This window comes from Aromatoleum evansii (assembly GCF_012910805.1).
Classification (GTDB): domain Bacteria; phylum Pseudomonadota; class Gammaproteobacteria; order Burkholderiales; family Rhodocyclaceae; genus Aromatoleum; species Aromatoleum evansii.
Map to the genome: position 1 here is coordinate 1 of NZ_WTVK01000089.1, position 14215 is coordinate 14215.

At 69.1% G+C, this 14215-nt stretch carries 14 protein-coding genes; 6 read left to right on the forward strand and 8 right to left on the reverse strand.

Translation table 11 applies throughout. The annotated features are described in order from the left end of the window. Positions 1-233 precede the first annotated feature (233 nt). From GO615_RS25660 to GO615_RS25680, 5 genes are all read left to right on the forward strand, one after another. Positions 234-1502: a glycerate kinase type-2 family protein gene (locus GO615_RS25660; RefSeq protein ID WP_169132702.1), complete on the forward strand. Its 1269-nt coding sequence runs from the start codon at positions 234-236 to the stop codon at positions 1500-1502. A 168-nt stretch (positions 1503-1670) separates the two neighbouring features. Continuing rightward, positions 1671-2069, forward strand: a complete 399-nt coding sequence (locus GO615_RS25665; protein ID WP_169132703.1) for a GlcG/HbpS family heme-binding protein — start codon at positions 1671-1673, stop codon at positions 2067-2069. 151 nt (positions 2070-2220) lie between these two features. Beyond that, complete coding sequence (gene pyk, locus GO615_RS25670; protein ID WP_169132704.1) at positions 2221-3639, forward strand: pyruvate kinase; 1419 nt, start codon at positions 2221-2223, stop codon at positions 3637-3639. Positions 3640-3741: 102 nt separating this feature from the next. Then, complete coding sequence (locus tag GO615_RS25675; protein WP_169132705.1) at positions 3742-4131, forward strand: DoxX family protein; 390 nt, start codon at positions 3742-3744, stop codon at positions 4129-4131. 71 nt (positions 4132-4202) lie between these two features. After that, a complete protein-coding gene (locus tag GO615_RS25680; protein ID WP_169132706.1) occupies positions 4203-4793 on the forward strand; it encodes an NADPH-dependent FMN reductase in 591 nt (196 codons plus the stop codon). 134 nt (positions 4794-4927) lie between these two features. Here GO615_RS25680 and GO615_RS25685 read toward each other — a convergent pair whose 3' ends face one another. From GO615_RS25685 to hyfB, 6 genes are all read right to left on the reverse strand, one after another. Beyond that, positions 4928-5482: an NADH-quinone oxidoreductase subunit B family protein gene (locus tag GO615_RS25685; protein WP_169132707.1), complete on the reverse strand. Its 555-nt coding sequence runs from the start codon at positions 5480-5482 to the stop codon at positions 4928-4930. Further along, positions 5482-7026: an NADH-quinone oxidoreductase subunit D-related protein gene (locus GO615_RS29405; protein ID WP_169132708.1), complete on the reverse strand. Its 1545-nt coding sequence runs from the start codon at positions 7024-7026 to the stop codon at positions 5482-5484. The genes GO615_RS25685 and GO615_RS29405 overlap by 1 nt, the downstream gene beginning before the upstream one ends. Positions 7027-7180: 154 nt before the next feature. Continuing rightward, positions 7181-8635 carry a hydrogenase 4 subunit F gene (locus GO615_RS25695; RefSeq protein WP_169132709.1) on the reverse strand — a complete coding sequence of 485 codons (1455 nt, stop codon included), beginning with the start codon at positions 8633-8635 and terminating at the stop codon, positions 7181-7183. Next, positions 8635-9294, reverse strand: a complete 660-nt coding sequence (locus GO615_RS25700) for a formate hydrogenlyase (RefSeq protein ID WP_169132710.1) — start codon at positions 9292-9294, stop codon at positions 8635-8637. Before GO615_RS25700 ends, GO615_RS25695 begins: the two co-directional genes overlap by 1 nt. 6 nt (positions 9295-9300) lie before the next feature. Continuing rightward, complete coding sequence (locus GO615_RS25705; protein WP_169132711.1) at positions 9301-10248, reverse strand: respiratory chain complex I subunit 1 family protein; 948 nt, start codon at positions 10246-10248, stop codon at positions 9301-9303. Further along, the gene (hyfB, locus tag GO615_RS25710; protein ID WP_169132712.1) at positions 10245-12245 is read right to left on the reverse strand and encodes a hydrogenase 4 subunit B; all 2001 of its coding nucleotides are present in this window, start codon (positions 12243-12245) and stop codon (positions 10245-10247) included. Before hyfB ends, GO615_RS25705 begins: the two co-directional genes overlap by 4 nt. A 228-nt stretch (positions 12246-12473) precedes the next feature. On the opposite strand from hyfB, the gene GO615_RS25715 reads away from it, so the two are divergent. Next, complete coding sequence (locus GO615_RS25715) at positions 12474-12656, forward strand: ribbon-helix-helix protein (protein WP_169132713.1); 183 nt, start codon at positions 12474-12476, stop codon at positions 12654-12656. Positions 12657-12782: 126 nt separating this feature from the next. Here GO615_RS25715 and GO615_RS25720 read toward each other — a convergent pair whose 3' ends face one another. Next, positions 12783-13631, reverse strand: coding sequence for a UDP-2,3-diacylglucosamine diphosphatase (locus tag GO615_RS25720; protein WP_169132714.1), 849 nt, complete (start codon positions 13629-13631; stop codon positions 12783-12785). A gap of 2 nt (positions 13632-13633) precedes the next feature. Then, on the reverse strand, positions 13634-14215 hold a 582-nt coding region (locus GO615_RS25725), incomplete at its 5' end, for a glycosyltransferase (protein ID WP_211167363.1).

The window sequence follows — 14215 nt, forward strand, 5'->3', positions numbered from 1 at the left end:
GTTGGGGTGGGGATGGGTTACGTAGGCGTGGCAGAAACCCATCCCCCTCCTAACCGGTAGTCTCGGCTGCGCCTCGCCGCTCCACAGGCGGCGAGCTGTGCTCGCCGAAACCCCTGTTCCGCCCCCCTTGAAGGGGGAGGAACAAGGTGCCCGAACAGACTTCAAACATTTTGATTGCCAAGTTGATAGCTCCGCCGCCCATCCAGCCCTTCTTCCCCGATACGGATCCTGCCATGAGCACTGAAACCGACATCCGCGCCCTGCTGCGGGAGATGTTCACCGCGGCGGTGCAGGCCGCCCAGCCCGAACGCTGCATCCCGCGCCACCTGCCCGCGCCGCCCAAGGGCCGCACCATCGTCATCGGCGCCGGCAAGGCCTCGGCGGCGATGGCGCAGGCGCTGGAACGCAACTGGCCGGGGCCGATTTCCGGCCTCGTCGTCACCCGCTACGGCTACGCCGTGCCGTGCGAGCGCATCACCATCGTCGAGGCGGCCCACCCCGTGCCCGACGCCAACGGCCTCGCCGCCGCGCGCGGCATGCTGGAGACGGTGCAGGGCCTCACCGCGGACGACCTCGTGATCTGCCTGATCTCGGGTGGCGGCTCGGCGCTGATGCCGCTGCCGGCCGCAGGCGTCACGCTCGAGGACAAGCAGGCGATCAACCGCGCGCTGCTGAAATCCGGCGCGACGATCTCCGAGATGAACTGCGTGCGCCGCCACCTCTCAGCGATCAAGGGCGGACGGCTCGCCGCGGCCTGTCATCCGGCGCGCGTCGTGAACCTGCTGATCTCCGACGTGCCCGGCGACAACCCGATCGACATCGCCTCCGGCCCCACCGTCGGCGACCCGACCACCTGCGCCGACGCGCTGGAGATCGTCGCCCGCTACGGCATCGATCTCCCGGCCGCGGCGCGCGCGCTGCTCGAAAGCGGCGCGGGCGAATCGATCAAGCCGGGCGACGCACGCCTCGCTCGCGTCACGACCACGCTCATCGCCACGCCGCAGATGGCGCTCGAAGCCGCCGCGAAGGTCGCCGCCTGCGCCGGCTTCACGCCGGTTCTGCTGGGCGACAGCATCGAGGGCGAAGCGCGCGACGTCGGCAAGGTCATGGCCGGCATCGCGCTGCAGGCGCGCCGTCACCGCCAGCCCGTGGCCGCGCCCTGCGTGCTGCTGTCGGGCGGCGAGACGACCGTCACGGTGCGCGGCAACGGGCGTGGCGGACGCAACGTCGAGTTCCTGCTCTCGCTCGCGGTCGCGCTGGATGGCGAGCCGGGCGTGCACGCGGTCGCGGGCGACACCGACGGCGTGGACGGACTCGAAGAGATCGCCGGCGCCTTCGTCACCCCCGACACCCTGAAGCGTGCCTGGGCACAGGGCATCCGCCCGCGCGACAGCCTCGCGAACAACGACGGCCACGGCTTCTTCGAGGCGCTCGGCGACTCGCTCGTGACCGGGCCGACGCTCACGAACGTCAACGATTTCCGCGCCATCGTCGTGCTGTAACCGAAGGCAACGCGTCGAGGGCGCCGACCGTGGGAGCGGCTTCAGCCGCGAATCGGCGCCCGTTCGCGGCTGAAGCCGCTCCCACGGAACAACGTCCGCGTGGCGCAATAAACGAAGCGCAGTATCCACAGCGGAAACATCGACACAAGCGAAATCAGGAGAGAAACAATGAAAACCATCAAGGCCCTCACCCTCGACGACGTCAAGCGCATCGCCGCAGCCGCCGAAGCCGAGGCGCTCAGGAACGGCTGGGCCGTGACGATCGCCGTGTGCGACGCCGGCGGCCACGCGCTGTGGCTGCAGCGCCTGGACGGCGCCCCGCTCTCGAGTTCGCTGATCGCGCCCGAGAAGGCGCGCACCAGCGTGATGGCGGGCAAGCCGAGCAAGGCGCTGGAGGATATGATCAACGGCGGCCGCTTCGCGGCGCTGGCGATGCCGGTTGTGCCGCTGGAAGGCGGCGAACCGATCGTCGTCGATGGTGCCGTGATCGGCGCGGTCGGCGTATCGGGCGTCAAGGCCAGCGACGACGCGCAGATCGCCCGCGCAGGCATCGCGGCCATCGTCTGATCGGACAAGGAATGTAGGGCGGGAAAGCGAAGCGCATCCCGCCAATCCCAACGGCCGGAAGTGTCTCGACCGCCGCGTGGCGGGATGCGCTTCGCTCCTCCCGCCCTACGTATCCCTGCGAGCACCACCACAGAACAACGAGGAGACACCCATGAGACGCCACCGCCAGTCGCGCATCCTCGCGACGCTCGGCCCTTCGAGTTCCACCCCCGAGCGCATCCGCGCGCTCGTCGAGGCCGGCGCCGACGTGTTCCGCCTGAACTTCAGCCACGGCAGCCATGCCGACCACGCCGAGCGGCTGCGCCAGATCCGCGCCATCGAGCGCGAGGTCGGTCGTCCGATCGGCATCCTGATGGACCTGCAAGGCCCGAAGCTGCGCATCGGCAAGCTCGCGCAAGGCAAGGTCATGCTCGCCGCCGGCAGCCGCTTCCGCCTCGACCTCGACGCGAGCGAGGGCAACGCCACGCGCGCCAATCTGCCCCACCCCGAGATCTTCGCCGCCCTCGAAACGGGCACCGAGCTGCTGCTCGACGACGGCAAGCTGCGCCTGCGCGTCGAGGCCTTCGGCCCGGACTTCGCCGACACCACCGTGCTGGTCGGCGGCCCGCTGTCCGACCGCAAGGGCGTGAATGTGCCCGGCGTCGTCCTGCCGATCTCGCCGCTGACGCCCAAGGACCTCGCCGACCTCGACTACGGCCTGTCGCTGGGCGTCGACTGGGTGGCCTTGTCCTTCGTGCAGCGCCCCGAGGACGTCCGCGAGGCGCGCGAGATCGTCGGCGACCGCGCGTGGATCATGGCCAAGCTGGAAAAGCCCGCCGCGATCGAGCGCCTGGACGAGATCGTCGCGCTAGCCGACGGTGTCATGGTCGCGCGCGGCGACCTCGGCGTCGAACTGCCGCCGCAGCAGGTGCCCATCCTGCAGAAACGCATCGTCCGCGCCGCCCGCGCCGCCGGCAAGCCAGTCGTCGTCGCGACGCAGATGCTCGAATCGATGATCAGCGCGCCGGTGCCCACCCGTGCCGAAGCCTCCGACGTCGCCACGGCGATCTACGACGGCGCCGACGCGGTGATGCTGTCGGCAGAATCGGCGTCCGGCCAGTACCCGGTGGAGGCGGTCACGATCATGGATCGCATCATCACCGAGGTCGAGCAGGACCCCGACTGGCGCGCGGGGCTGGAGGCCAGCCACATGCCGGCGCAGGCAAACACGCCGGAGGCCATCTGCTGCGCGCTGCGCCGCGTCACCGCGTTGCTGAACCCGGCGGCCACCGTCGCCTACTCCAGCAGCGGCTTCAGCTGCCTGCGCGCCAGCCGCGAACGCCCGAGCACGCCGATCCTGGGCCTCACGCCGCAGCTCGCCACCGCCCGCCGCCTCGCGCTGGTGTGGGGCGTGCATCCGGTGCCCTTCGAGGACGTGCATGACGTCGCCGAGATGGTCGAGCACGCCAGCGCCGCGGTCGTCACGCACGGCTTCGCCCAGCCCGGCGACGACGTGGTGATCATCGCCGGGTTGCCCTTCGGGCGCAGCGGCAGCACCAACCTGCTGCACGTAGTGAAGATCCCGAAATAATCCCCCTCCGCAGGCCGTTCCGCGCCGGAATGGCCTGCAAATGCGTCGCATTTCGACTACATCCTTAGAAGGGCACCACGCCCTTACTACAAGGAGAAGTCGATGAAAGACGCAACCGCGCTCGTCGCGCGCATTCTTCTCGCGCTGATCTTCATCGTCGCCGGCTGGGGCAAGCTCGGCGCCGGCTACGCCGGCACGCAGCAGTACATGGCGTCAATGGGCGTCAGCGGCGCCCTGCTGCCGCTCGTGATCTTTGCCGAACTCGGCGGCGGCCTGGGCATCCTCTTCGGCGCCCTCACCCGGCTCGCGGCGGCCGGCTTGGCCGCCTTCTGCATCCTCAGCGCATTGTTCTTCCATACCGATTTCGCGAACCAGATCCAGTCCATCATGTTCATGAAGAACCTCGCGATCGCCGGCGGGATGCTGATGCTGGCGGTACATGGCGCAGGCGCGTGGAGCCTCGACACGTGGTGGCAGGCACGCAGGAAATGAACTGCGGGGGCGTCCGCCGATCGTAAGTCGATATTCGATCAACACAAGGCCACCACCCAGGAGACGCCCCGATGCCTACCGTCCGACTCCTCGCCATGCCCGGCAGCGCACGCCGGGATTCCTGGAACCGCAAGCTGCTCGCCGTACTCGTGCGCGGTGCGCGGGCGGCCGGCGCCGAAGTCACGCTGTACGAGCCGCGCGACCACGAGATGCCGCTCTATGACGGTGACCTCGAAGCCGCCGAGGGCATCCCGCCCGCCGCGGCACGCCTGCAGGCCCTGTTCGCCGAACATCACGGCCTGCTGCTGGCGACACCCGAATACAACGGCTTCTTCCCGCCGCTGGTGAAGAACACCTTCGACTGGCTCTCGCGCCCCCTGCCCGACGGCTCGGGCAAGCCCGGCACGGTGCATGTGCGCGGCAAACCCGCGGGCATCGTCGCCGCCTCGCCCGGCGCGCTCGGCGGCATCCGCTCGCTGCAGCACACGAGGCAATACCTCTCCAACCTCGGCTTCCTCGTCGTGCCGGATCAGGTCGGCGTGCCCAAGGCGGATAGCGCCTTCGACACGGAAGGTCAGCTGCAGGATGCGCGCGTGCGGACGTCGGTTGAAGCGGTCGGCGCCGCCGTCGCGCGGCTCGCGATGAAGATTGCGGGCGGCTGATTGCCCGGCTGTTAACAGGGCAATCGAATAGCGCCCCCGTTCGCCCTGAGCTTGTCGAAGGGCATTGGCAGGGCTTCGACAAGCTCAGCCCGAACGGTATTTGGTTGCCGGGTTAATAGCGCCCCGGCGAGGATTCAGTTGAAACCGGGCGCGAAGTCCGCAGGCACCGCCTCGCTCGGCGGCCGCGCCTGCACCGCGGCCAGGATCCCCGCCAGAATCTCCGCCGGCGACGGCGGGCAGCCCGGCACACTCACATCAACCGGGATCACGTTCGACACGCCGCCGCAGCTCGCGTAGCTCTCGCCGAAGATCCCGCCGTTGCAACCGCAATCCCCCACCGCGACAACCAGCTTGGGCGCCGGCGTCGCGTCGTAGGTGCGCCGCAGCGCGACCTCCATGTTCCGCGACACCGGCCCGGTCACGAGCAGCAGGTCGGCGTGGCGCGGACTGGCAACAAAGCGGATGCCGAGCCCCTCGATGTTGTAGTAGGGGTTGTTCAGCGCATTGATCTCGAGCTCGCAGCCGTTGCACGACCCGGCATCGACGTGCCGGATCGCCAGCGCGCGGCCGAGGATGGCGAGAATCTCGTCATGGATCAGGTGCGCGGGGCGGTGCGTGCCCGCCAGCGGTTCGGGCGCCGGCTCGGTGACACGACCGCGGCGGGCGATGTACTTCAGGATGTGCCACATTACAGATCCTGCCCCGAGTAGCTGAGGTTGAAGGACTTGTTGATCAGCGGGAAGTCCGGAACGATATTGCCGATGATCGCGTGCTCCAGCACTGGCCAGTTCTGCCATGAAGGATCGTGGCAGTGGCAGCGCACGATGCGCCCCCGCGCGTCGGTTTCCAACGCGACGAACACCTCGCCGCGCCAGCCTTCGACCCAGCCGGCCCCGATGCCGTCCCGCGTCGCCAGCACCGGCTCATGGACTGCCCCGCCCGGCAGCCCGGCGGCGAGCGCATCGATCATCCGCAGCGACTCGAAGCATTCCTCGAAGCGCATCGCGACACGGGCCGCGACGTCGCCATTGCGATGCGTGCGGGCCGCGACCGCGAGGCCGTCGTAGGGCGGCCACGGGAAGTCCGCCCGCAGGTCGGCCGTCTGCCCGCTCGCCCGCCCGGCGAGCCCGGTCAGGCCCAGGCGTGCGGCGAGTTCGGGCGTGACGCGGCCGGTCGTCACCAGCCGGTCCTGCAGTCCGGCGTGCTCGTCGTAGATGTCCTTCAGCTCGGCAACTTCGCTCGCGATCGCCGTCACCTGGCGGCGCAGCTTCGCGCAGCTTTCCGCGTCGACATCGCGCGCAACCCCGCCCGGACGCACGCAGTCCATCATCAGGCGATGGCCGAAGCACTCGCGGTTGAGGCGCAGCCAGTCCTCGCGCAGGCGCGAGAACTGCGCGAGGGCGAAGCCGAACGCCGCGTCGTTGCCGAGCGCCCCGAGGTCGCCGAGGTGGTTCGCGACGCGCTCGCGCTCGAGCATCAGCGCGCGCAGCCAGGCCGCGCGCTCGGGCACCTTCACGCCGACCAGCGATTCGGCCGCCATCGCGTAGGCCCAGGCATACGCAACGGTGCTGTCGCCCGACACCCGCCCGGCGAGACGCGCGCCCTCGTCGGTATCCATGCCCATGAAGCGGCGCTCGATGCCCTTGTGCTTGTAGCCGAGCCGCTCCTCGAGCCGCAGCACCTTCTCGCCGACGACCGAGAAGCGGAAGTGCCCCGGTTCGATCGTGCCGGCATGCACCGGCCCGACCGCGATCTCATGCACGCCATCGCCTTCGACGAGGACGAAGGGGTAGGCATCGGCCTGCGCCTCGAAACGCTCCTGGCCGGTGTGCTCGAGGCGCAGCGGGAAATAGTCCGCCGGCCACGCGCCGTGACGCAGCCACGGGCGGACGTCGCCCGCATCCTCGGCCTCGACGCCGACCAGGTCGCGCGCGGCGCGCTGCATGCGGATCGCGGCGGGGAAGAAGCGCGAGATGTCCGGGTAAGCAGGCCTTTCCGCCTCCAGCCCGAGCTTCGCCCACAGCAGTCCGTCCGCGGTCGCGTATGCCGCCGACACCGCGAAGCCGTCGCCCGCACCACGCTCGTCGCTGCCCCACAGGCTCACGAGCCGCCCCTTCGCCTCCGCCACGGCCAGCGCCAGCGCGCTCCACTGCGCGGCATGCACCCGCGCGCCGAAGATCGGCACGGGCGCGTCGAGCCGTTCGAAGCGGCAATCGAGCCCGAAAAAGTCCACTCAGGCCTCCCGCCGGGCCGCCCCAAGGGAGGCCTGCGCCCCCTCGGGGGGGTGAGGAGGGGAATTCGCGAAGCACGGCTTCGCGCCCGCCGAACGGGCCGGCTGTGCACAGCCGGCCCTCCACGAAACCTGTGAGCGTGGGGGTAGTTGCACTCTAGCCTCCGATCATCTGGGCCGCCTGCCGGTACCAGCCGTCGAGGTAGGGCGGGATGTAGAGCCCCAGCATCAGCGCGAGCCCGAGATGGACAAACACCGGCAGCAGCGCCGGCGGGTGGGCGAGCGGGCGCAGCGAGGTCTCGCCGAACACCATCGGCTGCACCCGCCCGAAGATCGCCGCGAACGCGACGCCCAGCGCCACGAGCAGGAAGGGCGTGGCCCACGGCGCCTCGCGCATCGCCGTCGTCAGGATCAGGAACTCGCTCGCGAACACGCCGAAGGGCGGCATACCGAGGATCGCCAGCGACCCGAGCATCAAGCCCCAGCCGACCGTCGGACTCACCTTCAGCAGGCCGCGGATGTCCTCCATCGCCTGCGACCCGGCCTTCTGCGCGGCGTGCCCGACGGCGAAGAAGATCGCGGACTTCACCAGCGCATGCACCGTCATGTGCAGCAGTCCGGCGAAGTTCGCGATCGGCCCGCCCAGGCCGAACGCGAAGGTCATCAGGCCCATGTGCTCGATCGACGAATACGCGAACATGCGCTTGACGTCGCGCTGGCGCGACAGGAAGAAGGCCGCGACGACGACCGTGACGAGGCCGAAGCCGATCATCATCCGCCCCGGCAGCCCGTTCGCGAGCGCGCCGTCCGCCAGCACCTTGCAGCGCAGCAGCGCGTACAGCGCGACGTTGAGCAGCAAGCCCGACAGCACCGCCGAGATCGGCGTCGGGCCTTCGGCATGCGCGTCGGGCAGCCAGTTATGCACCGGCACCAGGCCCACCTTGGTGCCGTAGCCGAGCAGCAGGAACACGAAGGCCAGCGACAGGATGCCGGGATCGAGCAGGTGCTTGGACTGCGCCAGGTGCGTCCACAACAGCGCGCTCTCGCCGCCGCCGATCGCGCGCTCGGCCGCGAGGTAGAGCAGGATCGTGCCGAACAGCGCCTGCGCGATGCCCACCCCGCACAGGATGAAGTACTTCCACGCCGCCTCGAGGCTCGCCGGGGTGCGATACACCGACACCAGCAGCACCGTCGTCAGCGTCGCCGCCTCCATCGCCACCCACAGGATGCCGAGGTTGTTGGTCGTCAGCGCCACCAGCATCGTGCCGTTGAAGAGCTGGTACATGCTGTGGAACAGCCGCATGCGCCCGGGCGTCATCTTGCCGTGGTCGCGCTCGATGCGCATGTAGGGCCGCGAGAACAGCGAAGTCGTGAAGCCGACGAAGGCAGTCAGGGTGACGAGGAAGACGTTCAGCGGATCGACAAAGAACCACTCGCCCCACACCGTGAGCGGCCCGTCGCGCACGACGATCACCGTGAGCCACACGGACGCGGCCAGCGTGAGCAGGCTCACGCCCGCGTTCAGGTCCCCGGCCCGCTCGCGGTGGCCCCACAAGCCGAGCAGCACGCCACCCAGCAGCGGAATCGCGAGGACGAGGGCGAGGGGATCCATCAGTCTTCCTTCAGCTTTTCGAGATGGCGGATGTCGAGGCTGTCGAACTGCTCGCGGATCTGGAACATGAACACGCCGAGGATCAGGATGCCCACCAGCACGTCGAACGCGATGCCCAGCTCGACGATCATCGGCATGCCGCTGGTCGCCGCGGTGGCCGCGAAGAACAGGCCGTTTTCCATCGACAGGAAGCCGATCACCTGCGGCACCGCCTTGGCGCGCACGATCATCATCAGGAAGGACAGCAGCACGCAGGCGAGCGCGATGCCGAGCGTGCCGCGCGCGACCGACGCCGACAGCCCGGCGATAGGCGCGGCGAGGTTGAACGCGAAGATCACCAGCACGATGCCGATCAGCATCGTCGTCGGGATGTTGAACAGCGTCTCGACGTCCCAGCGCACGTTGAGCCGGTCGATGACCCGGTGCAGCAGGATGGGAATCAGGACCACCTTCAGCACGAAGGTCAGCACGCCGGAGAAGTACAGGTGATGCTGGCCGGTGAGATAACCGACGATCAGCGTCGCCGCCGCGAGCGCCGCGCCCTGCAGCGTGAACAGGTGGATCAGCGTGAGGATGCGGCGCTGCGCGATCATCGCGAACGCGAGCACCAGCAGCACGACGGCGAAGAGGTTGATCGATTGGGCGAGGAGCGTGTTCATGAGTGCCTAGGCTCCGAGCAGCACATGCACCAGCAGCGCGATCACCGCGAGCAGGAAGGCCGTCGCGAGGAACTCCGGCACGCGGAAGAGGCGCATCTTCGCGTTGATCGTCTCGATCAGCGCAAGCAGCACGCCACCGACCGCGAGCTTCACGACCAGCATCGGGATCGCGAACAGGATCGCGAGCGGCGTCCCCGCCTCGGCCACGCCCCACGGCACGAACAGCGCGAGGCCGATGCACGAATACGCGAACAGCTTCAGCGACGCCGCCCATTCGACCAGCGCCAGATGGCGCCCCGAATATTCCAGGATCAGCGCCTCGTGGATCATCGTCAGCTCCAGGTGGGTGGCGGGGTTGTCGACCGGCACGCGCGCGTTCTCCGCCAGCGACACCATCGTGAAGGCGACGCCCGCCACCGCCAGGCTCGGGTAGATCGCGAAGGGCTGGTGCGCGAGCGTTTCCACGATCATCGCGAGCGAGGTCGACTGCGTGATCAGCGAGGCCGAGAACAGCACCATCAGCAGCGCCGGTTCGGCGAGGAAGCCGATCAGCATCTCGCGCCGCGCACCCAGCGTGCCGAAGGAGGTGCCGATGTCCATCGCCGCGAGCGAGATGAACACCCGCGCCAGCGCGAACAGGCCGACCAGCGCGATCGCGTCGGCCGCGGGCGCCAGCGGCAGGTCAGTCGACAGCGTCGGCGCGATGCCGCACGCGAGCGCCATGCAGCCGAACATGATGTAGGGCGCGACGCGGAAGATCGGCGAGGCATGCTCCGCGACGACCGACTCCTTGTTGAACAGCTTGTGCAGCACGCAGTAGGGCTGCAGCAAGCCCGGCGCGCGCCGGTTCTGCAGCCATGCGCGCCACTGGTTCACCCACCCCGTCAGCAGGGGCGCCAGCGCCAGCGCGAGGATGACCGCGAGCAATTGCGCGAACAGGCCGACGATGCTCATGATTTCACCACCAGCAGCAGGACCATCAGGGTCACGAAGCTGTACAGCAGGTAGATCGCAATGCGCCCCTGCTGCAGCCGCCCCACGCCACGCGCGATGCCGGCCGTGAGCCGCGCGACCGGCAGGTAGAGCCAGTGCCAGAAATGGTCCTCGATCGTGACGCGGTAGTGCGGTTTCGCGTCGAACGGCGACGGCAGCTCGCGCCGCATGCGGAAGAAGGGCTCGAAGATCTGGCGGATCGGCTGGCCGAAGCCCTCGGCCGAATCCTGCATGCGCGCTGTTTGCGCCGGATAGCCACAGTCCCATGCCGGCGCGCGGCGCAGGCGCCCGTGATAGAACTTGCGCACGAGCACGACCGCGAGCAGCACCGCGACACTGACGACCAGCAGGAATACCAGCGGGCTGTAGCTCGCACGCTCGGGCGAACTCGGCGACAGCAGCAGCCAGCCGTTCGCCCGCACCGTCTCGGCGATACCGCCGCCCACCAGCAGTTGCGTGACCGGGTCGATCAGGCCGATCGCCGCCACCGGGAACAGGCCCAGCAGCACGCAGCCCGCCCCCAGCCAGACGAGGCCTGCGCGCTCGAGCGGCGACGCCGGATGCGCGTCGGCGAGCTTCGGCTCGCGCGGCTGGCCGAGGAAGATCACGCCAAAGAACTTCACCATCGTATAGCCGGCCAGCGCGGCGACCAGCGCGATGCCCGCCGCGAGCACCGGCACCATCATGTTGAGGAAGGAATCGGGCAGCCCGGTCGTAAACAGAAAACTCTGCAGCAGCAGCCATTCCGACACGAATCCCGAGAACGGCGGCAGGCCCGAACTCGCCAGCACCCCGACCAGCGACAGCCACGCCACCCAGGGCATGCGCCGCATCAGTCCGCCGAGCTTGCCGAGGCTGCGCTCGCCGGTCGAGTGCAGCACCGAGCCGGTGGCGAGGAACAGCAGGCTCTTGAAGAAGGCGTGGGCGAGGACGTGGTACAGCGCCGCCGTGAGCGCCAGCGCCGACAGCGCCTTCATGCCGTAGGCGTTGAACAGCACGCCGAGGCCGATGCCGACGAAGAGCAGGCCGATGTTTTCGATCGACGAATACGCGAGCAGGCGCTTCATGTCTGTCTGCACCGCGCTGAACACGACACCGTACAGCGCGGTCGCGAGGCCGACCGCCAGCAGCAGCACGCCCCACCACCACTGCTGCGCACCGAGCAGGTCGAAGCTCACGCGCAGCAGGCCGTAGATCGCGGTCTTCAGCATCACGGCGCTCATCAGCGCGGACACCGGCGACGGCGCCGCCGGATGGGCCTCCGGCAGCCACACGTGCAGCGGCAGGATGCCCGCCTTGGCGCCGAAGCCGAGCGTCGCGAGCAGGAAGGCGGCCGATGCCCACAGCGGCGACAGCGACTGTGCGCGCATGTTGGCGAAGGTGTAGTCGCCGGTGTTGGCCTGCAGCACGCCGAAGCACAGCAGGATTCCGATCGCGCCGATGTGGGCGATGAGCAGGTACAGGAAACCCGCCTCGCGGATCGCCGGCACGCGGTGGTTCGCGGTGACGAGGAAGAACGACGACAGCGCCATCGTTTCCCACATCACCATGAAGGCGTAGGCGTCGTCGGCCAGCACGACCATCGCCATGCTGGCGAGGAAGAGGTGGTACTCGAGGCACATCAGTCCGGGCGGCGTGCCCTCGCCGTGGCGGAAATAGCCCGCGGCGAAGACCGAGATGCCGACGGAGGTCGCGCCGATCACGAGCAGGAAGAAGGCCGACAGCCCGTCGAGGCGCAGGTGGAAAGGCAGGTCGGGCAGGCCCAGCGCGAGCACCGCGGTCTCCGGGGTGCCGGCCAGCGCAGCGGCGGCGAGTCCCGCGAGCGCGGCCGCCAGCACGGCCCCGGCCGGGAACAGCACGCGGGCGACGAACGCGGTGTTGCGCAAGGCCGCGATCCCGGCGAACCCCAGCGCGAGCCAGCCCGCTACGACGATCAGGATCCAGTCGAGAACCAGCACGCGCCCTCCCCCGGTGTCAGCGGTGATCCCGGCCGACGGAGCACGCACCCGCCGGGTGCCGCACACGTTCGGACGGTGCTACGCAGCAATCGCGAACCGCTTCCCTTTCACCCACCGGCAGGACTCCTCGAGATGCGTCATTGCGTTCGTATCTGCTGCACACTACATTAATACCAATACCGCTTTCAATGTTAATTTGATGTTAATTGCCGCAATCGCCAATGCGTGATGAAAGAGAACCGAACTGCCCGCCTGACCCTGCTGATCGACCCGGAGAAGAAACGGCTCTTCGAGGAGATCTGCGCCAGCAAGGATCTGACGCCCTCGCAGGTCGTGCGCCGGCTGATCCGCCAATACGTGCAGGAAAACGCCGGCAACCGCACGCTGCCGGAGTGGCTGAAGGACGACTGAGCAGCTTTGTGGCGCGGATGAGCCGAAGGCGTTATCCGCCGAATGCGAGACGTGCGAGCGTGATCGCGGCACGGCGGAAGGCGCTGCGCTTTTCCGCCCTACGATCCGTTCATGCAGTTGATCGGGTCAGGGCGCCCGCCGACGCACCTCGCCCGATGCCGCCGGATCGGCCATGCGGGCCGTGACCAGCCCCGGCAGTTCGGCCCGCTCGAACACCGGCTGCGCCGCGCCGTAGGCAAGCGGCACGCCCCAGCGCACCACCTCCATGCGCCCGTCGAGATGCTCGACGATCGCGGTGCAGCTATCCACCCAGTCGCCGCAGTTCAGGTAGCGCACGCCCTCGATCTCACTGTCCGCCGCCCAGTGGATGTGGCCGCAGATCACGCCGTCAAGCCCCTTGCGGCGCGTCGCATGAGCGATCGAGGCCTCGAAGTCGAAGATGAAGTTCACCGCGCGCTTCACCTTCTGCTTCGCAAAGCCCGCCAGCGACCAATAACCCGGCCGGCGCAGCAGGCGGCGCAGGCGCGACAGCCACAGGTTGATGCGCACCAGCGCGTTGTACGCCACGTCGCCCAGCAGCGCGACCCAGCGATGGTGGCGCGTGACCTGGTCGTACTCGTCGCCATGCACGAGCCAGTAGCGGCGCCCGTCCGCCGCCTCATGCACCCATTCCGACTCCACGCGGATGTCGCCGAACGCGATTCCCACGTACTCGCGCAGGGCCTCGTCGTGGTTGCCGGGGATGAAGAACACCTTGCAGCCCTGGCGCGCGCGGCGCAGCACCTTCTGCACCACGGTGTTCTGCGTCGCACTCCACTGAATGCCGCGGTTCATGGCCCAGAAGTCGACGATGTCGCCGACCAGGTAGAGGTAGTCCGAGGGATGTTCGCGCAGGAAGTCGAGCAGCCGCTCGGCCTGGCACGCACGCGTGCCGAGATGGACGTCGGAGATGAAAACGGAGCGTACCTGGGGCATCGTCAGCGCACCGTCGCCTTGACGGGAAGGAGGTCGGGAAGCGCATCCTGCGCGTCGTCCACCACGCCCTGTAGCAGCGCCGCAAAGCGGTCGTGGATGCGTTCCCAGTCGAGCGATTCGCTGCGCCGGCGCGCCGCCAGCCCCATGCGCGCGCGCAGCCCGGCGTCGCCCGCGGCGACGAGCGATTCGGCGACGAAGGCCGCCGCCGCCCCCGGGCGGACCAGCAGGCCGTCACAGCCGTTCGCAATCACCTCCGCCGCCGCCGCGCACTCGTAGGCCACCACGCACAGTCCGCTCGCCATCGCCTCCGGCGTCACGTTGCCCCAGGTTTCCGACAGGCTGGGAAACAGGAACAGATCCCCCGAGGCATAGTGCGCGGCCAGGTCCTCGCCGCGGCGCGCGCCGGCAAACACCACGTCGGGATTGGCGGCCTGCAGCGACTTGCGCAGCGGCCCGTCGCCCACGATCACGAGGCGCGCGGCCGGGTGCCGGCGGCGGATCGCCGCGAAAGCCTCGAGCACCAGCGGCAGGTTCTTCTCCGGCGCAACGCGCCCGACCCACACCACCGCGAGGCCCTCCGCGCC